The following is a 21,225-nucleotide window of genomic DNA, read 5'->3' on the forward strand; positions in this document are numbered from 1 at the left end:
GAAACTGGCGGCGTAGAAACCAACCCGATCCACCTTAGCCAAGCCGCCAAACTGTCTCACCAGGCGGCACCACCTCTAACCACCCGCATTCAGGGCTGAAGATGCGCTCGCCCCGCGAGTTCATCGCAGCTCAAACCGCAACCGCCTGAGTGCCCGGTGAAACGGGGGCCAGTTCAGTGTCGTGTTGATGTGGCGTTGATGTAGACTGCAAAAGCCAAAAGCCGAGCATTTAGCTCGACTTTGAAATCTTTGTTATTACGGGATTTTTTGGTTGCGTGGGCAGGCAACCAACGATACTTGCGATTGGTCGAACGTCAGATCCCCAAGCTTGCAGCATAGTGTAACATACTGTTTTGTCAGCAACAACTGAACCCATTATCACCTGCACTGCCACATCCCCACGCAAACTGTCTTGCTACCCTGTCGGCTGATGCGCACCGCTGGCCTTCTCTCGGATGCCCGTCACCCAACCGTCGCACGACTTGCATCAGATCGTCCATGTCGATACAATCTACAAATGTCGACACATATTCCCGACATGTCGATGTCTTCGACTTGTCAAACCGTCATGTCGATCAGGAACCAGGTGATCGACATGACCTTCCGCCCGGACCGCCCGTTCAACGACCTCCCTGCCCTGCCGCCGGCACAGGATATCGAGACCAAAGCCGTGCTGAAAGCCTGCATCGAGGCACGGGCCGCTCTGGCGGCGTTGCGGGTTTCTGGCCAGATTATCCCCAACCAGGCGGTGCTGATCAACTCCATCCCGCTGCTCGAAGCCCAGGCGAGTTCCGAGATCGAGAACATCGTCACCACCACCGACCGGCTGTTCCGCTTTGCCAATGACACCGGCGGTCAGGCCGACCCGGCGACCAAGGAAGCATTGCGCTATCGCACCGCCCTGAACCGGGGCTTCGGGATGCTGCGGCAACGCCCGCTGTCAACCGCCCTCGCGGTCGAGGTCTGCCGCACTATCAAGGGTGTCGAGCTCGACATCCGCAGCACGCCCGGTACCGCCTTGATGAACGATGCCACCGGGGCCGTGATCTATACCCCGCCGGAGGGCGAGGATCTGCTGCGCGCCAAGCTTGCCAACTGGGAACGCTATATCCACGAGGCCGAGGACATCGATCCGCTGATCCGCCTCGCGGTGATGCATTACCAGTTCGAGGCGATCCATCCCTTCGTCGATGGCAATGGCCGCACCGGGCGGGTGCTGAATTTGCTCTATCTGGTGGACAAGGGGCTGCTGGATATCCCCGTGCTCTATCTCAGCCGACACATCATTCAGAACAAGGCGCTCTATTACCGCTATCTGCTGGAGGTCACCACGCAGGACGCTTGGGAACAATGGCTGCTGTTCATGATGGAGGCGGTCAGGGCGACGGCGCACTGGACCACGGCAAGGATCCACGCGATCCGCGACCTGCTGGAGCAGACCGCCGCGCGAATGCGCCAGAACCTGCCCAAGGTCTATTCCCGCGAACTGGCCGAGCTGATCTTCGTGAACCCCTATTGCCGGATCGGTGATCTGGTCGAGGCCGGCGTCGCCAAACGCCAGACTGCGGCGGTCTATCTCAAGGCGCTGGTTGCCGAAGGGCTGCTGGAGGAGGTGAAGGTCGGGCGCGAGAATCTCTATATCAACCCTGCTCTTCTGGGGCTGTTGTCGGAACGAGGTCAGAATGCCTGACAACGTGAACCTGTCCTCTCCAAGTGGTTCGCACCCATCTGCCCGATGAGCGCGTGTATCTGATTGCCTTCATTCGAAATCTCCTCGCGCATCAAGCCGAGAAAATTCTGCTTTTCAGCCCCTTACTTTCGGGGGATTACGCATTGTCATTGTGGCACCTTGTCGGTGTAAAGAATTTGTCAGGTCTCTCAGGTTTTCTTCCGGATTGATTGTGTTTCCGGATCGTATTCAATTTGGTGAAGGGTGCCGTCCTTGATTGCCTGGACCGCCCTGCTCACGTGCTCCGGCAAAACGTAGAACCATTCCCGCGGATAGACCTTTCGGCCGAAACGGTCCGTGATCCACAGGTCTCGCGGACGGGCAGCATCAAAGAATCGGTGCAGGAGTCCCTCCACTTTTCGCCAGGACAGATTGACGAGATCATAGGTGGCGACGACCTCGACCGGAGCCAGCAAGAAGGTCGGATCATTGCGCGCATCGGCAATCCGGCGGCGCACCTCTTGTGTCGTCACTCCAATTTTCAGGAGTATATTCCGCACTTCAACGATTTGTGGTTCGTTCGACTTGCTCCGAAGCACGTAAACGGTCCCAGTCAGATCGATCCGGTCTGCCTCCCAATCGGGATCCAACGCCCCCATGCCGTGCCTGTGGATTGCGCGGGAGGTAGGATCGTCTGCGAGCGCCTTTCGGAAGGACGACAAGAGCGGATCGCTCTCCGTGCCGTTTGAGAAGATGATGCGGAGCCTGTGATCGCGTTTTCCTGCGCGAGCGGTCATTTCCGCCTTCTCGGCGACATAGGTCAGCAAGCCCTTTCGAATGAAGAGGGAACCTTCGTCGACTCTGACCTCCTCATTCGGATTGATCGGGCGCACCTCACGGTCGCCGGCCTCCAGCGCGGCCTGGGTTCCCTCGAACATCGCGCGGAAGCGGTCAAAATCGTGACAGGGGTAGAACTCGGCCCGGTGATCCGGAACCAGCCGTTCCTCCGCCGGGGTCACGTTTCGGATCACGGTCAATGCCTCTGAAACGTCGAGTTCCTCGTCGTCAAAGATGTCATCAAGAGAAGCAGGCACTTCGTCGTTATCCACATCGTCGCGCCAGTTGTGTTCCGCTGCCAACGGTTCGGGCACCAGTTCAAATCGTCCGCCAGACAAAAGACCATTGCGATCGACATCCAACAGATCGGGGGCATCCCCTTTGGCAACCAGCCGGCTCCAGATCATGCCAAGACGCATCTCATCATGATCTGTCGCCGCCGCATCCGGGACGCGGCCATGCCGTTCAAAGAATGCGTTCACCTCCGTGACCAACTGGGCATCCCGCTCCCGCTCAGGTGATCGGGTAGCGCGGGGCCGCAGGTTTATGTTCAGAAGCCCCAGTTCATCCTCTTCCTCAAGCACTTCTTCGATCGATCTGTATCGCGGCATCCGTCACGCCCCCCCTTGAGCAGCGCGCATCCGCTCCGCCTTTTTCGTGCGGATGTAGGCATGGGCCTCTGCAAGGCGACGTTCCAGATCGTCCGGCGAGTTGGGGTTTGGGGGGCGCCCTTCCTGGGCAGTGAACCGCTTGATCCGGGGCCAGAGGACCAGCGCCTCCTCTTCGGTCATCTGGACGCGCTGAGCGACCATTGCGCTCTGGATCTGCTGGAGCAGCGGGGTGTCCAGCGCCTTGGAGGCGATATCGAACCCTTCCCGGAACGGATTGATGGAGTCGATAAGGTCGATGTCCAGTTCACGCACGTTGATGAACTTCTTCACCATCCGGATCAGGTTTAGCGCATCCGGCGACCTCTCGTTGTCCGCGTCAGAATCCTCGACGGGCTCCTTCTCGCCGCTTTCCATCTCTTCCTGAGCCATCCGGCGCGCGATTGCGGCGATGTTCATGCGGGCTGCCAAGTCTTGCCGGATGGCTTCGGTTTCGTCGGGGGTCAGGTCTTCATACGTCCTCTCGATGATATTTGTCAGCACCAGTTGGGTCGCGACCTCTGGGGCCACGTCATCCGCGACGGTGCGCCGGTCCATCTGCTGGCATGCCTGCGCCACCAGCTCGTGCATGTCATTCTCGACGATCGCCCGCGCGCGGTCTGTCGGAGGGGCCATCAAGCCACCGATCCCGATATGAACCCGACCCTCGCCGTCCACCTCGACAGGAGGTCGGGTATCGCCATCCTCGCGCCTGTAGAACCGGAAGTTCGGTTGCAGGACCTGCTCCATCAGGAGCGCCCCCGAGATCGCCTTCAGCATGTCGTTGACCGCATCCGTGACCACCCCGGTCTCGACACCGGGTTCCGCCACCAGATTGGTGAACTGGGCATGGCGCTTGCCGGGGGCATCGCGGGTCGCGCGCCCGATGATCTGGATAATCTCTGTCAGCGAGGAACGATAGCCGATGGTCAGCGCATGCTCGCACCAGACCCAATCGAACCCCTCTTTCGCCATCCCGAGGGCGATGATCAGGTCCACCTTGGCCCGGTCCGCATCATCGTCGCGCTTGCCGTCCGGCCCGACGATTTCGCGGGTCAGCGAGGCCTTCACCAGATCCCGCTCCGGCCCGTCGTCCACCAGGTCCGCCACCTTCAGAACCCGCCCATCGGGGAGCCGGACCAGATCGAATCCGGTCTGCTCTTCCCGGCCGATCACCTCCCCGATGCAGCTCAGGATTGCCCCCACCTCGGACTGCTTGACGTCATAGGCCTCGGCCGAGCCGCGATGCGGGATATGGATGATGGTCTTCAGGTCCGGGTTCAGCACCTCGGGGATCGCGCTGATATACTGATCCCGGTAGAAACTGTAGGAAATTCCAAGGCTTTTCAGGAACCGATACCCGTCCAGCTGCTCGTAATAGCTGTAGGTGATCGACCGGAACCGCGCTTCATCCTCGGGCCGCAGGACCGGGATGCTGTCGCCCCGGAAATAGGATCCGGTCATCGCCATCACATGCGCCTGACCCCGGTTCAGGATGCGGCGCAGGATTTCACCCAGTCGGTTGTCATCCCCGGCGCTGACATGGTGGAATTCGTCGATGGCGATCAGGCAATCGTCGAAGGCCGCCGTCCCCTCATCCTCGGCGATCTCATCAAAGGCAAAGCGAAAGGTGGCATGGGTGCAGACCAGCACCCGGTCCCCGGAGGCCATGAAGTCGCGCACCGCGCGCACCTTGCCGCTGGTCGCGCCTTCCTCGGCGCCGCTCAGGCAAAGGTTCCAGCGCGGGTTCACCTGCCAGTCCGCAAAGAACCCGTGCGACGTAAGATCGGTTGACCGGAACGAGGCCCCGATCGAGGTTTCGGGGACGCAGACGATAACCTTGCCGATCCCCTGGTTTTCCAGCTTGTCCAGCGCCACGAACATCAGCGCGCGGGACTTTCCGGCGGCGGGCGGCGCCTTCAGCAGGATGAACTGGGCCGCGCGGGCGTCATAAACGCGGGCCTGCATGGGGCGCATGCCCATTGGGTTCGGTTCCTGCGCCTTGCCGGTCTGGCCATAGGTGACGCGAACGAAATCGGACATCAGGCGGCCCCCTTCTTCAGCTTCTTCGCCCGCGCGGCATAGAGCTTGAACAGATGCTCCAGCCGTTCGGTGTCATTGCGGAACGGGCGGCCGATATACATGCTTTCCAGCAGGTCATCGTTCGCCTTGTGGGCGGCGCGCAGATCGTCGGGCATCTTGTCGGGATCGTAAAGCTGGGCAATGGTCGCCGGGTAATGGCCATAGCGGCAGCGCAGGATAGCCATGGCCGAGGCGGTCAGCGCAGCCAGTTGATCGCCGGTGAATTTCGGGACCGGAAAGGTGTTCCAGCCGAGGGTGTTGGAATAGCGGAAGTCGGATTTCAGCTTGCCGCAGACCGTCCCGATCCAGACCAGATGCAGGCGCGAGGCGATCAGCGCCATGCACCAGTCGGGGGCGTCGTAGAGGGCGAAGTTCAGGTTGGAGGCGATGACATCCGCACCAACCCGCTCGAAGGGAAGGTAGGGCCGCCGTTCCGAGGTAACGCTGGGGATAAGGATCGCGTGTTGCCGTGCGAAGTTCTGTGCCTGTCGGAAGCGGTGAGGGTAAGCAGCGGCGGGCCGTGTCTGGGCAGCTTTGCTTTCGGCCCGGAACGCGGCTACCGCGTCAAAGCGGGTTTTAAGGGGCGGGATTCGGGAGGCTGCTTCTGCGTCTTCGTCCGTGACCCATAAGCAATAGCGGACCTTCCCCTTGACCACTTCGTCGGACCCCATGAAACGCCGTATATATGGGGCGCTTTCCGGGTATTTCTCTAACAGATCGTCGCGTTCTTCCGGGCTGAGGATCAGATGCCCCCCATCTGTCGGCTTGTTCCCGTATTCCATGTAGGAAAGACCGAAGATTGATCGGGATTCCGCCCCAACGAACAAATCCGGGCCATCCAGCAAATAGGCGTTGATGGTTGACGCCTGCGCCTCATGCACGTCATCAAATAGGCGCTTGGGCTCCTTTGAAACATTCCGCAGCCCAACGATCACGCAGATCACCGCCGCATTCGCCGAGGCGTTGTTGCGCCACTTGAATGACGTGTGCGCAAAACCGATCTCGATACCGCCAGTCAGCACATAGGGCCAAAGCGCCCCAACCGACTGCCCCTGACAGATCGAATTGGTTGACACGAGGGCCGACCGCGCATTCCGACCGCGAATGTAATTCGCCGCCTTGAAGACCCAGCAGGACACGAAATCAATGCGACGATGGGCGGGAAGATGGGCCGCAAGAACATGGTCCATGTCCGCGTTCTGCTCAACTGACCGCGAGTTGTCGCCCAGAAACGGCGGGTTCCCCGCGATGAACACCTCGCCACCATCCTCCGGCGGCGGGCAGACCCGTTCCCAATCAACCCGCAGCGCGTTGTCGCAGACGATATTCGCCGCGTCCTTCAGCGGCAGGTCGGCGGGCTTGCGGCCAAAGGCCTCCTTGAACAGGGCGTTGGCCTGATACTCGGCGATGAACAGCGCCAGCTTTGCCGTTTCCACGGCGAAATCGGTCAGTTCGATCCCATAGAAATTCCGGATCGGCACCACCGACCACATTTCGGTCTGGGCGCCGCCGGTCAGTTCGGCAAGCCGCGTCAGGATCCTGATCTCGCGCTCACGCAGGGACCGATAGGCGACGACAAGGAAATTCCCCGAGCCACAGGCCGGGTCGAACACCCGGATTTTCCCGATCCGCTCCAGCACCTGCCGCAAGGCCCGATCGCGCCCCCAGGCCTTGTCGATTTCGGCATCGAGATCATCAAGGAACAGCGGCCCCAGCACCTTCATGATGTTGGGCACACTGGTGTAGTGCATCCCCAGTTCCGACCGCAGCCGGGCGTTCGCCACCGACTGGATCATCGAGCCGAAGATGTCCGGGTTGATCCCGGTCCAGGTCTCGCCGCAGACATCCTTGAGATAGCGGGTGGCTGTCACGTCGAACACCGGCGCGTCAATCGCCCCGGCAAAAAGGCCGCCGTTGACGTATTCGAACTCGCGCGTCCAGGCGGGCAGCCCGCCTCTGTCCGGCTTGGGCGTGTTCATGGCGGTGAAGGCGTTGATCAACACCTCGCGCATCCCTTCGCCCCTGTCGCCGGCATGGGTGAAGATTAGGCGGCTGAACTGATCCTCGGGGAAGATCCCGACATCTTCGGCGAACATGCAGAAGATCAGCCGGGTCATCAGCTGGTTCATGTCATGCTGATGCGCCTTTTCGGCCCAATCCGGATTCTTGCGGATCAGGGCGTCGTAAAGCTTGGCCAGCTTGCCCGCGACCTTGACGTCAACCGGGTTCTCCTCGGCCGCCCGGTAGCGCTCCTTCCCGGCGGCGGGCAGGAAAAAGCCAAAGCGGTCGCCAAGTTCCGAGAAGGCGCAATAAAGGGTGTCGCCAGACTTGGGATGCTCGGCGGCGATTTCTTGTCCGTCTGTGGCGATCAGAATAGCGGGCCTGTGCTTCGCGTTTCTCCTGTTGCCCCGCAAGGCATCCAGAGAAGCGGCGCTCATGCCGGGCAGGGCTGGGGAAAAATGAAACTTCTGGTTCAGAAGCACTCCGCCAGGAATGTCGGACTTGTTGTAGGTGCCGCCCTTGAGCTTCGCGATCGTCGCGGGTGCGTTGTCGGTCGCCAAGGCGAACTCGAAGGGAAATTCCGCAGCATCGAAGGGCTTGCTCGCAAGATTGGCCAAGGCCTCGTAAATTTCAGTGGGATTCATGCGTCGACCTTTGGCAAGGAATTCTGGCTAATCAGTATAATTTGCTGGTCCTGCGGCCGCCGTGCCGCCGGGTCCGTGTCGAGGCCGAGACGCTTGAGCGCATAGAACAGCAGCGCCTTGCGCACAGGAAATTGCGCGCGCCCGTTTTCCATCCCATAATCCATCTCGATCGCACGACGTTGCGTTGGAGAAAGGTCAGGATGTGGCCCGATTTCCAGGACGACTTCCGTGTGCCAATCGACATCCCTCTGAGGATCGGTCGTGACCGGCCCCTGCTTCCCGATCGCGACAATCCGGGAGAGCAGGAAATCCTTGAACACCTGGTCATTCTGACAGAACGCACGGGCGTGCCAGCGAAACCCGTCGAAGGCCAGTGAGTGCGGCTCGATCCAGCGCGTGCTTGGCTCGGGACGCGACATTGACTGGTAGGTTACCTCAAGAGCCGATGGCTCATGAATGGCGGTCAACACCTCGCGCAGGGTTTCTGGCGCAATCCCCCGCGCGGGTGTCGGCGTGGTTCCATAGCCTGGAAACAGACAGATCCAGCTCTGCTCGCGCGAGACCAGGCCCTGATCGAGGGCACGCAGCTGAGCGAGATAGTCCTCGGCGCTAGGCTTTATGAAATGCGGCTTGAAGCTCCGCCCCCGGACATAGGCACGCTGGCTCTTGTCATAGACGAGGTTCCGCTTCCACCGATCAGCATAGCCCGTCAGGTCGAGGGATGCCTGCTGGAGTGAGATGCCGAAGGTTTCCATCAGGTCCGAGCGATTGATCCGGCCATGCCAGAACACCCGGAATTCGATGAACTCGTTACGCCGCTCCGCACCCCAGTTCAGCTGTTTGATCCGTTTGCGGGGCACACCGAGCCTTTCCTTCACCTGTTGCGAGTATAGAACCATAAATTAGTCCCTCGCAATAAAATGATTCTGGTAGCTGAACAGCCTCCGATCGTTAGCTTTCCGGCAGACCAAACTGTTGCAGGAATGTCTCGATCTCGGCGACAAGTCCCAGATCGAGCCCTTCATCGGCCCGCATCTCGTCCAGAGCAGCGTGTGCGCGAACCGTGGTCATCCATTCAGTCTCCCGGTCCTCCGGTGCAGACCAGCGCCCCCGCAACCATGCCTCGTATTGCCCGCGCTCTTCGGTCGAGAGCAGATCGGGCGCGTGAAACGCGACGAGGCGGCGGCCGAGCTGGCGCAGGCGGGGGTCTACAAGACTGGACACGATCTCCTGCCGTCGACGCCAGTCCGCAGGCTGGAACTTGGCAAGGAGAGTCTTGTCCGCATGGCTGTAGAAGCCGCCATAGATCTGCTTTTCTACCGGAGGCAGCGGTGCCGCAGGATCTTTGGGGAAGCGGGCGGCCAGAGCCTGCGCGACCCGCGCCCGGAAGTCAGGAGCAGTAGCGATCACCTGTGCCCGCTGCACCTGGATAACGCTGGGCGTCGAGACCGAAAGCAAAGCGGGTGACTTATTGATCGAGAAGGCCCGGATGACCTTGGGTGCGGGATCGACGGCAGCAAAAAGCGTTGCGTCATCGGCCGCAAGGAGATCGGCCGGATCAGTGGCATCAAGATCGAAGAAGGCCGCCTGATTGGCGTTGCTGGCCGACATGCCACAGAAGCAGCCGACGGTCGCGTGCGGCGGGCCGCCGCCAAAACGCTCCACCAGCGCCATGGGCTGGTAGGTTTCAAGGCTGGCTTGAACATGCGCCTTGTCCCGGTTGGCCAGCAATTCTGCCCAGAGCGCCGGGGCACGGTCGGCGATGCGGCGGGCGATGTGTATGGTCGCCTCGACATCGCCGAGCGCATCATGCGCGTCGTGTGCAGCAAAGCCGTTCAGCGGCGCTATGCGGTCCAAATTGAAGCGTAACCTGCCGTCCACCTCGACCGGCCACTCAAACAGGTCAGGCTGACGATACCAGACGGCATAGAGCGCGGTCAGCACATCGAAGCGCGTGTTGCCGTTGAACTGGGTGGCGAAGATGTCGGGCTGCAGGTTCTGATAAAAAGCCTGGCGCAGCATTTCCTCATCGAAGCGGATGCTGTTGAATCCGATCCAGATCGCGGGAGACCAGCGCTTGATCAGCGCGCCGATTTGCTGCGCAAGCTCGAAGAACGTCGGCAAAGCCGGGTCCAGGAGCTGCGCCGGGCGCACCCCGGTAACTGCAAGCGCCCAAGGCGACGGAATGACATGCGGCGCGATGCGGCAACGCAAATTGACGCGCTCGATCTCCCTGAGCGCATCATCCGTCAAAATGGCAGCGAATTGCAGGGGCTGATCGAATGCAGGGGAAGTGCCGGTCGTCTCCAGATCGTAGAAGGCAAAGGTCATGGGGCACCATAACCGTTGGTCACCGTCGCGTCAGTATCGATGTTCTGGTCTGGACCTGTGGCCAACGACGACGGGTCGGACCTGTTCTGGGCCAATAAGTGCCGCTCTCAGTGCTCGCGTCGGTGACAATCCCACGGCCGGCGAATAGGCTGCGAAAAATATAAGGGCGCGATTCAGAAAGTGGGGATACGTGTCGGAAGGACCGATCGAGACAGCATTGGCGGAACTGTCGCGGCTGCAGGACGATGATAGTGCGCGCGGCGAGGTTCTCGACCGCGCAAGTTTTTCGATGCTGCATCGGCCAGCATTGGGTGGCCGTCTGGTCGCGAAGCTCTGCGCCACGAAGGAGAGTGCCCCGGAGCTGGAGCCACTCACCGAATTGCTGGCATCGGCACTGGATGCCGCGCGCATGGCCAGGGAGAACCGAAAGAAGCGAGGTGATACCTTTCTAGAGGCCGTGGCAGATGCGGTCGAACTGGCTTCTGGCCAGGGGCGCCTGAGCCCCTTCCACCGCCTGCTTCTTGCAAGCGCATGGACGAGGAGCGGACTGCCCGCACCCGCATCCTTGGAGGTTTCTTCCGCCGATATGATGCGCGTAGCGCCCGGCCCTGCCCCGCAGGATCGTGTCGCGGCGGAGGCGGCGCTGGAAGATCTGTTCCGCAGTCTGATCGAGCAGACCGAAGGCGATGCGCTCATGCTGCATGCCGCGCTGACCGAGACGTTCCCGGCAATGCCGTCGGCAATGCACGAGCACGTCATCGCATGGTCGGTTGGACGATCGGAGCCGATCCACGCGAAGCTGGCATGTTTCTGGCTGCTCGATCCCGCTGCACCGGTCCGCGCTGCGGCGGCGCAAGCCTTGGGCGAACGCGCCGCAGCAGGCACGCTCTCGCAGGAGATAGCGAGCAAGATGGTGATCCTGCGCAGCTGGATGCCTCAGGACGAGGCCCGCGCTTCGGTGGACGAGGCATTGAAACGCGCCATGCGGTCGGGTCTGGCGACCGGCGCGTCAACCAAGCCGTGGACTATCCATTCGGTCATGGCCACACTGCCCGATGGCGGCGGCGCGCAAAGCGTCATGGTCGCGCTGCAATCGGGCGGAAGCCGCAAGACGGCGATGCTGCTCTTCAAACAGGGCCACGGGGTCAAGGACGCCTATACCGTGCCCTGCACGTCGGCGAGCGAACAGAAGGCGCTGATCAGCCGCATCTGCCAGGAAACCGGCGCGGTCAAGGTGCCCCTCTCATGGCTCGAAGGCAGCCTCGCCATGGCGCTGGCCGATGGCCTTGCAGCAGGGCAACCCCCGGCCGCGGGGCTCATCGAGGTGGCGGAACTCTGTGGCCTCGACAAGCTGCGGCCGGAAGCGGTCACGACCGAGGCCCTGATCGCGGCGCTGCCCGTCACGGATCGCATACGCGGTCTCTCGGCGCAGGCGCGAGGCAAGCTGATCAATGCCAGCGAGGGCTGGTGGGATCGCCATGAGATCGTCCAGAGCTGGTTCGAGGAAAGCGATCATGCGCATGAGGTGCTCGAGGGCCGCCACAGTCCGCGCGCGCTGGACTCGGCGCTGTGGCGATGGCTCGAGACCCGACGCGACTTCTGGGCGCGACTTGTCGCGCGGGCGGCCGATGTGTTGACGGCGGCCGACCACCCGGACGCCAACAGCTTCACGGCCACGGCGGTGGCGCTCCTCGAAGGACGCGATCTGAAGAGGATCCCGGTCATGGCCGATGTCCACGACCAGACAATCGAGGCATGGGTATTCGACGACCCGAACGTGGATCAGGACACCACTTAGCGTAATCGGCATCCCGCGGCTCGCGCGCGCCGCGCCTGCGGTCGATGATCCGGGAGCGACGGGTCGTCCGTCGTCTCTCGCCCTCGCAACGGAGGATCATGGCATGGGTGTCTATGCAGCCTTGGACGTCTCGCAGGAACTGACGGCGATCTGCGTCATCGACGACGGCGGAGCACTGCTCGCGGAGGGCAAGGTCGCTACCTGCCCGGATGCGATCGCGACCTGGCTCGGGCGCTGGACAGGGGCGCTCGAAAAGGTCGGCATGGAGACCGGCCCGCTGGCGGTCTGGCTCTGGAACGCACTGACCGCGAAGGGGCTGCCGGTCATCTGCCTCGACGCCCGCCACGCCAGCGCGGCGCTGAAGATGATGCCCAACAAGACCGACCGCCACGACGCACGCGGCCTCGCGCAGATCGTGCGCACCGGCTGGTTCAAGGCGGTGCGGATCAAGAGCCACGAGGCCTACGTCGTGCGGGCGCTGCTGACCGCCCGCGACGCGCTGGTCGCCATCCGCGTTCGGCTCGAGAACGAGGTGCGGGGCCTGCTGAAGACCTTCGGCGTCCTCTTCGGCAAGCGGGTCGGCGGCTTCATGCGGCGCGCCGAGGAGATCATCGCCGGCGAGCTCGCCGTCGCGCCGGAGCTGCGCCCGATCTTCGAGGCGCTGGTCGCGGCGCGGTGCGCCATCCTGCAGCGGATCCGGGCGCTGGACGCCGAGGTGCGCGCTGCGGCGCGCCGCAGTCGCACGGTCCGGCTGTTCATGAGCACGCCGGGCGTCGGCCCGATCACCGCGCTCGCGGTCGCCACTGCCTTCGACGACGCCGGGCGCTTCCGCAGCTCGGCGAGCGCCGGCGCCTGGCTCGGGCTGACGCCGCGGCGCTACGAGTCCGGCGAAATCAGCCGCAACGGCCGCATCTCGAAGCGCGGCGACAGGATGACCCGAACCCATCTCTACGAGGCCGCCAACGCCATCATGACGCGCAAGCTCGGCGGATCCCGCCTGCGCGACTGGGCCCTCGCGATCGCCAAACGCACCGGGCCGCGAAAGGCCAAGGTCGCCCTGGCGCGCAAGCTGGCGGTGATCCTGCACGCCATGTGGCGCACCGACACCCCCTTCCGCGACGCGGCGATCGCATAAGCCCAGTCGACGACCGGCCCGCGACCGCGCGGGACCGGGATGCGTCCAGCCGGGACGCAGGGCGAGGACGAGATCGCTCCCACGCATGCGGGCCTTCGACCGCGCACACCACTTCGATCCGTCCGGACCTGAACGCCAACATGCGGCGCTCGCGCAGCGACCGCGGAGAGAACCCCAGAGCCCGGCCAGACCTTCCCGCCGACGCGGACGCCCCGAGCGAAAGCCCCACTCATGATCACCGGTGGGCGCGCTTGCGCCCCTTGGAAGCACCGCGCGCCCACCGCCCCAGAATCCGAAGTGGAGCTTGACAAGCCCGATTAGAGAACGCTTGAGAAATGGGCGGAAGAGGCGGAGGCATGTACGCCAAAGCCGGAGCGGAAGGGCGAACTGGCACGCCTCGTGAAGGGCTCGGCGATCACGGCGGATTGGATCGACGGGTTCCTGATGTCGGTCACCATCGCGCCGAAGGTGATCGCGCCCAACAGGTGGTTGCCCGAAATCCTCGGCAGCGCCATTGGAAACCTGACGCCGGACAGTATCCAGCGCTTCGCCGATCTGATCCTGATGCGCGCGAACGCCTGCGTAGACCAAGCGAACAAGCCTGCGGAATTCACGGCCGCAATGTCCGGGCGCAGCCAGATGGCCATGCGGAACTGGGCGGCCGGGTTCAGCCATGCCTGCGAGCACTTTCGATCGTCCTGGCCTGCGAAGTCCACGGCCCCGGACGATCGGGCGATGATGCAGCGCGCTGCCGATGCGATGGCCACGGGCTTCAGCGCGGCCGAATTGAAGAGTCTCGGCCAGTGGATCGCTGCACGTCATGATCGAAACAGGGGTTCCTGATAGTTGTTTCCACTGCGAATGTCGTCCGAAGGGGCGAGCGCCTGGGCTATCGCGGCGCGCATCCGGCGGAGGTGAGACTATCCGTCGGATCTGAAGGTGGTTGCTGTTCGAGAGCACGCGAGCCAGAGGAAAGCCCCACGACATTCTTGCTTCGAGGGTTGCCATCCTCAGGGAGGTGGTTGTGACAGCACAGAAGCTTTCCCCATCGCGCGAGCCATGCTCAACAAGCGTCGGCAGGCCGGGTTATCGTTTTGATCAGACCAGACCACGCTGAACGGCAACACTTCGTCCGCCAGTTGCCGGAATGCGATCCCCGGAAATTGCCCGACGGTGGTGGCTTCGCTCGTCAAGGTGAGGCCACGACCGACCGCGACCAGCGACAGGATGTTGTCGCGGCCCACATGCTGGGAGTGAATGTCAGGGTGATGACCGAGACCGGCAAGGTGAGCGACCAGATAGTCGTGGATCTCCTGGCCCGGTGCGACATCGCTCACGATGAAGCGTTCACCTGTCAGATCAGGCCATCCGAGTTGGGCTTTGGCAGCCAGCGGGTGGTCGGTCGGCAGCACGACAAAGACCCGTTCGCACCAGAGATGCTCCGTTTCGCAGCCATCCCAGCGAGCGGTTCCGGTAATGAAGGCGATGTCCAGGTCCAGCTTCCGGACAGCCGCGACATGCTCGGCAGGATTTCCGTCCATGAGGTCGATCTGAACCGTCGGATGGTGCCTCCCGAACTTCCGCAGGAGGTCAAACAGAAACCCCGACGCCAGCGACGAGAAAATTCCGACCTTGAGCAGTCCCTGGTCAGCCCGGCCAACCGCAGCGACTTTTGTCACGCCGATGTCGATCTGCCGAAGGGCATGCCGGGCGCTGCGCAGAAACTCCTGCCCGGCGACTGTCAGCCGCACCCCGCCCGAATGTCGTATGAAAAGAGAAGCACCCAATTCATCCTCAAGGTCGCGGATCTGGCGGCTGACCGACGATTCATTGATGGCGAGCGCGATTGCTGCCTTGCGGAAACTCCCTTGGTCCGCCGCTGCAAGGAAATGCCGCAGCTGGCGCAACCGGATTGTGTTCTTACCGGCGCTGCCCTCGACAATACGCGCGAGGACGGAGCTACCAGATGGGGCGTCCCTGTTCCGGCGCGCAGGCATGACGCATCATCCCGAACCGCAGTTGGCTTCTGGCCGGCGCTCGTTTGCAGCCTGCCGACGAGGGCACCGGCGCATGCCACAAGAGAGGCGCGCGCCATGATGCCCAGATTCGTACGCGACCATCTCCCCTCCTCTTCGCCTCAAACTTAATATCATTCAGTTCTTGGGATGGTGCTGCTTGACATCGGCTCCGTCAACGAAAAAATAAATCGCATTCAGTTTTCACGTACAGTTGCAGCAGGGATCCCGATGGCTCGGCCCAGGAAGGAGCAGGAACTTGATATTCCTCGCCGCGCGGTCGAGGAAACGATCCGCCTGCTGGCACAGCAGGGTGACTTCGGTGTTCCACTGACGGCTGTGGCACAAGCCGTGGGATGCACGGCGCCGGCCCTTTACGGCCATTTCCGTAACAAGAATGCTTTGCTGCGTGCGGTGCGCGAGGAAGGCTTCGGACGGCTCTACTGTGAGAAGTTCGCGGTTTTCGAACAGATGCGAGGCGATCCGTTCGGCTATTTGCGCGACGGCACCTATGCCTATGCGCGCTTTGCCCTCGACAATCCCACTCTGTACCGGCTGATGTTCTCGCCGCCGCAGACACTTGGAGCCAGCGATGATCCCTGGTCAAGCAAAGCCGGACGACAGATCCTGTGTCTGCTGCTGACAGCGCTTCGTTTGTGTCAGGAACGCGGCTACTTGCCGGGTGCGGACCCGCAGCGCTACGGTTTCATGTTCTGGTCAACGATCCATGGGGCGGTCAGTCTGAACCTGCAGAATCGCCGGCTCGATCCTGCAGAAAAGTGGGACTCGACGCAGAGCGTGATCGACTCGCTCATGGAAATGATCGCGGCGACCGGCCCGGCCAAACACCCGATCACGTCATGAGCGGGCTTTTCTTGCGCGGGCAAATCCGCGATCCGTGGCGATGAACCGCTCCAGCATCGGCACGATCAACCTGACGGGATCGGCCGCAGGCTGGCCGGTCTCGCGGGCCAGCACCTCGGCATAGGCGATCAGATCGCGGTGAAGCGACGCGGGCAGTTCCACCGTGATCTTCACGGGCTTGTCGTCCGGCAGCGGGCCGAGTTTCAGCTTTGTCATGGTCAACCTCCTGCCGGCTCGAATACGAGATCGCGGGTCACGATTATCCTGACCGGGAAACCGGGCCGGATGGTGAGCGTGGGCGCGACCTGCAACTGGCGCTGGACGATCTGCTGACCCGCCTGGTTGATGGTATCCTGCGCCCCGTCGCGGATGGCGCGGATCAGTCGGTCCTCGTCGCTGCTGGCCAATTCCGCACCGACCGCAAGCAAGGTCGAGAGGCCAGCGGCCCGCATCAGATCCCACCAGTGGTAATCCACGCCATCCTCAAGCCCGGCGTAACCGGAAGCGTCCGCACCCGGCAGGCGCTGCAGGACGATGGACCGCCCGCCCGGCAGGATCAGGCGATTCCACACCAGCAACACGCGGCGCTGGCCGAAGGTCACACCGTCATCATATTGGCCGATGATGCGCGTTCCCTGCGGGATCAGGAGCAGCGAGCCGGTCGGGCTGTCATAGACGTTCTCGGTCACTTGGGCCGTGATCTGGCCGGGCAAGTCGGAACGGATGCCGGTGATAAGCGCCGCCGGGATCACCGCCCCGGCCTGCAGGATATAGGGCGACGCCGGTGGTGCGACGCGATCCGGGGCGACGGTTTGCCGGCCCGCAGGCCCGTTGAGAAAAGCGGTATGACGATCCTGCGCTGGAGCCTGACCACCGAAATCGAGACCGGCGAGGCCGGGCATGGTCGTTCCCGGCGTCGCTCCAGCCCGCGGGCCAGACTGGAAGAACACGCCGCTCAGACGAGCGGCTTCTTCCTCGGCGAGACGCCGCTGCTCTTCTGGATCAACAGCGGGCGTCGTGATGGTCGGTGGCGCGACCGGTTGTCCCCGCCTCTCGGCCTCAAGTATCGGGCGGCCGAGATCGCCGGGCAACGCCGGTCCAAGGATCGGGCCGGTATAGTCGCGCGGCAAACCCGCCAGCCCATCCGCCGTGGGACGGTTCTCGGTCGAATAGAGTTCGCCACCGCCCGGTCCTGCGTCGCGGGTCTGGAGGGCGTAGATCAGTGCCCCGCAAATGCCGAGAAGGGCGACGGCTCCGGCGCCTGCCAGCACGTTGCGGGACAAGCGGGTGACGCGCGGCGGCTCGGCGCGCAGCCGCATGGGAGCGGTGGTGCCGGTATCGCTCATGAGGGTGATCCTCCCGTGGTCGCACCGTCTGGCTGGGCTGCGGCCTGCGTCTGCTCGACGCGGACGATCCTGACCACCTGCTGGCGATCGCCGCTGCCGAGGCGCAGCTCGGCCGCGCCGAACAGGCGGTCCACGATCAGGACGTTCTGGTGGATGCGGGAATTGACGATCCGCGGTTCGCCGTCCGATCCAAGGACGAACAGAGGCGGCATCTCTCCCTGCACGATGCCGCGCGGGAATACGACATAGACGCGCCTGCCGTCGTCGAAGACGGAAACCGGCCGCCATGGCGGGCTGCTGCCCTGCACCTGCAAGCCATAACGATAGTTGCGCGCGGCCTCGGCCGGGATGACGGGGACCGACGGCGCAGTCGTGCGGCTGCCCGGCGGCGGTGCCGGGTACGCCCATGCCACGGCAGGCATATAGAGCGCCTCCCGCGCGCGGAGCTCGATCATGTAGATGCGCCGGTCGGTGGTGATGACGAGGTTGGTCGAAATGTCCGGCCGGGTCGGCTTCACAAGCACATGCACCCGGCGGGTCGGGCCGCTGCCGCTCTCGGTGTCACCGATGATCCAGCGAGCGGTGTCGCCGGCAGCGATCGGCCCCGCGCCGGTCAGGCTTTCGCCCGGCTCCAGCGCAATGGTGGTGATCTGCCCGACTGCGGCATAGACCTGATAGAGCGCGCCTTCGCTCCACGGATAGATCTGGATGGCGTTGTAGTAGCCTTCCCGGCGCGGCTCGACGCGGGCGGCGGCATTGGCGTTCTCGACGCGAGCCGTCGCCGTGCCGGCGGCCTCGCCGCCCCGCGCCACAGTCCAGGCGGGTGGGACGTGCAGCGGCCTGGGCGTTGTGTCGGCCGCGGCGGCCTGCGCGGTCGGCAACGGCGGCACGTCGGCGTCGTAGCTGAACTGCGGCGTCCGGTTGGTCGCGCAGCCGGCCAGCACGGTGGCCGAAAGCAGCAAAACCGCGCAGGCGGGTTTGCGGAAGACCGGAAGCCCGGCTTTGCGGAAAGTCGTGGCGGTCATTGGCTCATCTCCCGTGACCAGTTGATCGCGTTGACATAGATTCCGAGGGGATTGGCGCGCAGCCGCTCGGCATCGCGCGGGGTCTGGATCACGATGGTCAGGATCGCGGTCCATCGCTCGGTGGTGGAGAGCTGGCCGTTCTCGTAGTGCCGCTCAGACCAGGCCACACGGAAACTGTCCGGCGACGCCCGGATGACGCTGGAGACCTCGACTGCGACCTGCTGGCGGCCGACGCGGGTGAACGGATCATTGGCGCGGGCATAGTCGTTCAGCGCCGCCGCGCCGCGATCCGTGGTGAACTCGTAGGCCCGGAGCCAGTTCTGGCGGACGACGATAGCGTCGGCCGGGAGCGAGCGGACCTGTTCGATGAAACGGCCGAGGTGGAAGGCGATTTGTGGATCAGTCGGTCGATAATCGGCTGCGGCCGGCGCGACGGCTTGCGCCTGGCCGAGATTGTCCACCTGAACCACCCAGGGCACCACGGTTCCGCGCGCCGATTGCCAGACAAGTGCCCCGGCAAACCCGAGCGAGAGGAGCAGCGAGCCGAAGGCCATATAGCGCCAGCTTCTCGCCTGCACGCGGGCCGAACCGATGCGTTCGTCCCAGACCTGTGCGGCGCGCTGATAGGACGTTTCGGGTTCCGGCACCTTGCCGTAGTGGGTCGTCGGTCGTTTGAAGATGTTCATGTGCGGTCACTTTCGGAAAGGCTGACGGAGGCGCCGCCACCGTGGCTGTCGCCGGACCGGACGGCATGGGCGGCAGCGGTGACGCCGTGGCTCATCGCCCGGCTGCGGCGCATTTTCTGCGCCCAGGCCGGAGGGCCATCTGCGGCTGAGGGGGATGACGGCTCGGGCGATGGTGCGCCCCCGATCGTGCCCATCGAGGAGCTGCCGCCGGACGCAGCGAACCCGGCTTTTGTGCCATCGGAGTAGCTGGATTTCACGCTGTCGGTGGCACGGGAGGCTGCTCGCTTCAGGGGGGAGATCGCGGCCGAGCCTGCGGCGCGCGCCACACCGCCAAGCCCGGAGGCGACCCCGGCCGCGCCGGAGTCGCCCATGGAACCGAGGGAATAGGCGGACGAGGCCGCACCGGCGGCCGAGGCGCCACCGCGCGTAAGCGCAGCACCACCCGAGAGTGCGGCACCGCCGCCCCGCGCGGCGAGCATGGTCGCGCCACCGGCAGCGACAGCAGCTCCACCGACCGCGAGGCCGGTTCCAACCGCCGCCCCTGCGCTGAGTTGCGGGCCGCCCGAGACGAGGCCGGTGGCAATACCGGGACCAAAGATACCGAGGCCGAGAAGGGAAAGGGCGGCCAGCACGATGGCCATGGCGTCGTCGATGGTCGGGGTCGCGCCGCCGAAGCCTGCGGTGAACTGGCCGAAGAGTGTCGAGCCGATGCCGATGATGACGGTCAAAACCAGCACCTTGATGCCGGATGAGACGACATTGCCCAGAACCCGTTCGGCCATGAAGGCAGTCTTGCCGAAGAGACCGAAGGGGATCAGCACAAAGCCGGCCAGGGTGGTCAGCTTGAACTCGATCAGGGTGACAAAGAGCTGGATCGCCAGAATGAAGAAGGCGAGGATCACCAGCGCCCAGGCGAAAAACAGACAGAGGATCTGCACCAGGTTTTCGAAGACCGCGATCCAGCCCATGAGATCGGAGATGGATTCGAGTAGCGGCCGCCCGGCATCGAGGCCGATCTGCGCTACGCGGCCGGGGCGCAGGAGATCGGCGGCGGAAAACCCCGTGCCGGAGGCCATGAGGCCGAGGCCGGCGAAGCTCTCGAAGACGATGCGGGCGAGGTTGTTCCAGTTGGAAATGATATAGGCAAACACTCCGACGAAGATCGTCTTCTTCACCAGGCGCGCGATGATGTCGTCGTCGGCGCCCCAGGCCCAGAACAGAGCGGCGAGTGTCACGTCGATGACGATGAGCGTTGTGGCGATAAAGGCCACCTCACCGCCGAGCAGGCCGAAGCCCGAGTCGATATAGCTGGTGAAGATGCCGAGAAAATTGTCGATGACCCCCGTCCCGCCCATGATTATCGCCCCCCATCCGGGCCAGGCGTCGACGGCGCGGGTGTCCGGCCGAGAAACCGGTCGCGAGTCTCGGCCCAGATGCCCAGGCAGGCGGCATCATTGGCTGCCGCCTCTCCCATCTCCTGACAGCGGCGCTGCCCTTCGCGCAGGGGATCGACCTGACGCGAAAGCGCAGGAGCGGAAGGTGCTGGCGCGGTGGCTTCCTCGCGGGTCATCTCGATGATCGCCGCGGTGATCGCGACGGCGACGAACACGATGGCCGCGATGCGGGCCGGCATCTTCCCTTCCATGATCTGCCCTCCCAGCCTCAGTTGAACATCTGCGCGTTTCCGGGCTGGTAGCCCGCCCCCGGCGTCAGGAAGCGCTCGCGTTGGATGCGGCCCTGCTCGGCAGCGGTCGCCCGCTCGGCTTCCGTGAGGGCCTCCGCCCGGCCATTAGCCGATATGACCGCAACCAGGTCGGAAAGCTGCTGCGACTGGAGGGCGAGAAGCTGGTTGCCGGCCTGCGTAGCTTGCAGCGCCCCGGTCGCGCCCTGGCTTTCGCCGACGAGCGCGGACATCTCGGCCCGGTTGCTGTCGATGTTCCCGACAACGCCGGCCTGCACCCGCATGGCGTCCTGAAGGCCCCCGACGGTATTCTCCCAGCGAGACCGGGCATCGGCGATGAGCTGCTGATCCGTGGTCGTAAGGGACAGATTGCCATAATCCTGCTGAAACATCTGGTCGATGTTCTGCACGTCGAAGGCGATGTTCTGGGCCTGACCGAGAAGCTGCTGGGTCCGCTGGACATT

At 63.6% G+C, this 21,225-nt stretch carries 18 protein-coding genes; 5 read left to right on the plus strand and 13 right to left on the minus strand.

The genetic code is table 11. The features are described from left to right. The first annotated feature begins 568 nt into the window (after positions 1-568). Positions 569-1,690, plus strand: a complete 1,122-nt coding sequence (locus WMK75_RS14265; RefSeq protein ID WP_347268304.1) for a Fic family protein — start codon at positions 569-571, stop codon at positions 1,688-1,690. Positions 1,691-1,878: 188 nt separating this feature from the next. Here WMK75_RS14265 and WMK75_RS14270 read toward each other — a convergent pair whose 3' ends face one another. Genes WMK75_RS14270 through WMK75_RS14290 form a run of 5 tightly spaced genes read right to left on the minus strand, consistent with a single transcriptional unit; the run spans position 1,879 to position 10,211 of the window. Next, the gene (locus WMK75_RS14270; protein WP_347268305.1) at positions 1,879-3,117 is read right to left on the minus strand and encodes a GIY-YIG nuclease family protein; all 1,239 of its coding nucleotides are present in this window, start codon (positions 3,115-3,117) and stop codon (positions 1,879-1,881) included. A gap of 3 nt (positions 3,118-3,120) precedes the next feature. Then, positions 3,121-5,136 carry a hypothetical protein gene (locus WMK75_RS14275; RefSeq protein WP_347268306.1) on the minus strand — a complete coding sequence of 672 codons (2,016 nt, stop codon included), beginning with the start codon at positions 5,134-5,136 and terminating at the stop codon, positions 3,121-3,123. A gap of 59 nt (positions 5,137-5,195) precedes the next feature. Then, positions 5,196-7,880, minus strand: a complete 2,685-nt coding sequence (locus WMK75_RS14280; RefSeq protein WP_347268307.1) for a DNA methyltransferase — start codon at positions 7,878-7,880, stop codon at positions 5,196-5,198. Beyond that, positions 7,877-8,779 carry a WYL domain-containing protein gene (locus WMK75_RS14285; RefSeq protein ID WP_347268308.1) on the minus strand — a complete coding sequence of 301 codons (903 nt, stop codon included), beginning with the start codon at positions 8,777-8,779 and terminating at the stop codon, positions 7,877-7,879. The genes WMK75_RS14280 and WMK75_RS14285 overlap by 4 nt, the downstream gene beginning before the upstream one ends. Positions 8,780-8,831: 52 nt before the next feature. Further along, a complete protein-coding gene (locus WMK75_RS14290; protein ID WP_347268309.1) occupies positions 8,832-10,211 on the minus strand; it encodes an exonuclease domain-containing protein in 1,380 nt (459 codons plus the stop codon). Between the two features lie 217 nt (positions 10,212-10,428). Here WMK75_RS14290 and WMK75_RS14295 point away from each other — a divergent pair, with 217 nt between their 5' ends. The 3 genes from WMK75_RS14295 (at position 10,429) to WMK75_RS14305 (ending at position 13,987) form a co-directional block, all read left to right on the plus strand. After that, positions 10,429-12,009, plus strand: a complete 1,581-nt coding sequence (locus WMK75_RS14295; protein WP_347268310.1) for a hypothetical protein — start codon at positions 10,429-10,431, stop codon at positions 12,007-12,009. 103 nt (positions 12,010-12,112) lie between these two features. After that, positions 12,113-13,144, plus strand: a complete 1,032-nt coding sequence (locus WMK75_RS14300) for an IS110 family transposase (protein ID WP_347268311.1) — start codon at positions 12,113-12,115, stop codon at positions 13,142-13,144. Positions 13,145-13,543: 399 nt separating this feature from the next. Continuing rightward, positions 13,544-13,987, plus strand: coding sequence for a UPF0149 family protein (locus WMK75_RS14305; protein ID WP_347268312.1), 444 nt, complete (start codon positions 13,544-13,546; stop codon positions 13,985-13,987). 167 nt (positions 13,988-14,154) lie between these two features. Here the strand turns inward: WMK75_RS14305 and WMK75_RS14310 are convergent, their stop codons facing one another. Continuing rightward, complete coding sequence (locus WMK75_RS14310) at positions 14,155-15,051, minus strand: LysR family transcriptional regulator (RefSeq protein ID WP_347268313.1); 897 nt, start codon at positions 15,049-15,051, stop codon at positions 14,155-14,157. Positions 15,052-15,309: 258 nt separating this feature from the next. On the opposite strand from WMK75_RS14310, the gene WMK75_RS14315 reads away from it, so the two are divergent. Then, on the plus strand, positions 15,310-16,023 hold the full coding sequence (locus tag WMK75_RS14315) for a TetR/AcrR family transcriptional regulator (protein WP_347268314.1): 714 nt from the start codon (positions 15,310-15,312) through the stop codon (positions 16,021-16,023). Here WMK75_RS14315 and WMK75_RS14320 read toward each other — a convergent pair. The 7 genes from WMK75_RS14320 to trbJ all read right to left on the minus strand — a co-directional run. Further along, positions 16,018-16,239: a DUF2274 domain-containing protein gene (locus tag WMK75_RS14320; protein WP_347268315.1), complete on the minus strand. Its 222-nt coding sequence runs from the start codon at positions 16,237-16,239 to the stop codon at positions 16,018-16,020. The genes WMK75_RS14315 and WMK75_RS14320 overlap by 6 nt on opposite strands. A gap of 2 nt (positions 16,240-16,241) precedes the next feature. After that, a complete protein-coding gene (locus WMK75_RS14325; RefSeq protein ID WP_347268316.1) occupies positions 16,242-17,369 on the minus strand; it encodes a TrbI/VirB10 family protein in 1,128 nt (375 codons plus the stop codon). Then, entirely contained in the window at positions 17,366-18,394 is a 1,029-nt protein-coding gene (trbG, locus tag WMK75_RS14330) for a P-type conjugative transfer protein TrbG (protein WP_347268317.1), read from the minus strand. The genes WMK75_RS14325 and trbG overlap by 4 nt, the downstream gene beginning before the upstream one ends. Continuing rightward, entirely contained in the window at positions 18,391-19,080 is a 690-nt protein-coding gene (gene trbF, locus WMK75_RS14335; RefSeq protein ID WP_347268318.1) for a conjugal transfer protein TrbF, read from the minus strand. The genes trbG and trbF overlap by 4 nt, the downstream gene beginning before the upstream one ends. Further along, on the minus strand, positions 19,077-20,435 hold the full coding sequence (trbL, locus tag WMK75_RS14340) for a P-type conjugative transfer protein TrbL (protein ID WP_347268319.1): 1,359 nt from the start codon (positions 20,433-20,435) through the stop codon (positions 19,077-19,079). Before trbL ends, trbF begins: the two co-directional genes overlap by 4 nt. A 2-nt stretch (positions 20,436-20,437) precedes the next feature. Further along, positions 20,438-20,725 (minus strand): putative entry exclusion protein TrbK-alt, encoded by a 288-nt coding sequence (gene trbK-alt, locus WMK75_RS14345; RefSeq protein ID WP_347268320.1) that lies wholly within the window; start codon positions 20,723-20,725, stop codon positions 20,438-20,440. Positions 20,726-20,742: 17 nt separating this feature from the next. Continuing rightward, positions 20,743-21,225, minus strand: a 483-nt coding sequence (gene trbJ / locus WMK75_RS14350) for a P-type conjugative transfer protein TrbJ (protein ID WP_347268321.1), incomplete at its 5' end; no start/stop codon positions are given.

It is taken from the genome of Paracoccus sp. (in: a-proteobacteria) (assembly GCF_039808215.1).
Taxonomy (GTDB): Bacteria; Pseudomonadota; Alphaproteobacteria; order Rhodobacterales; family Rhodobacteraceae; genus Paracoccus.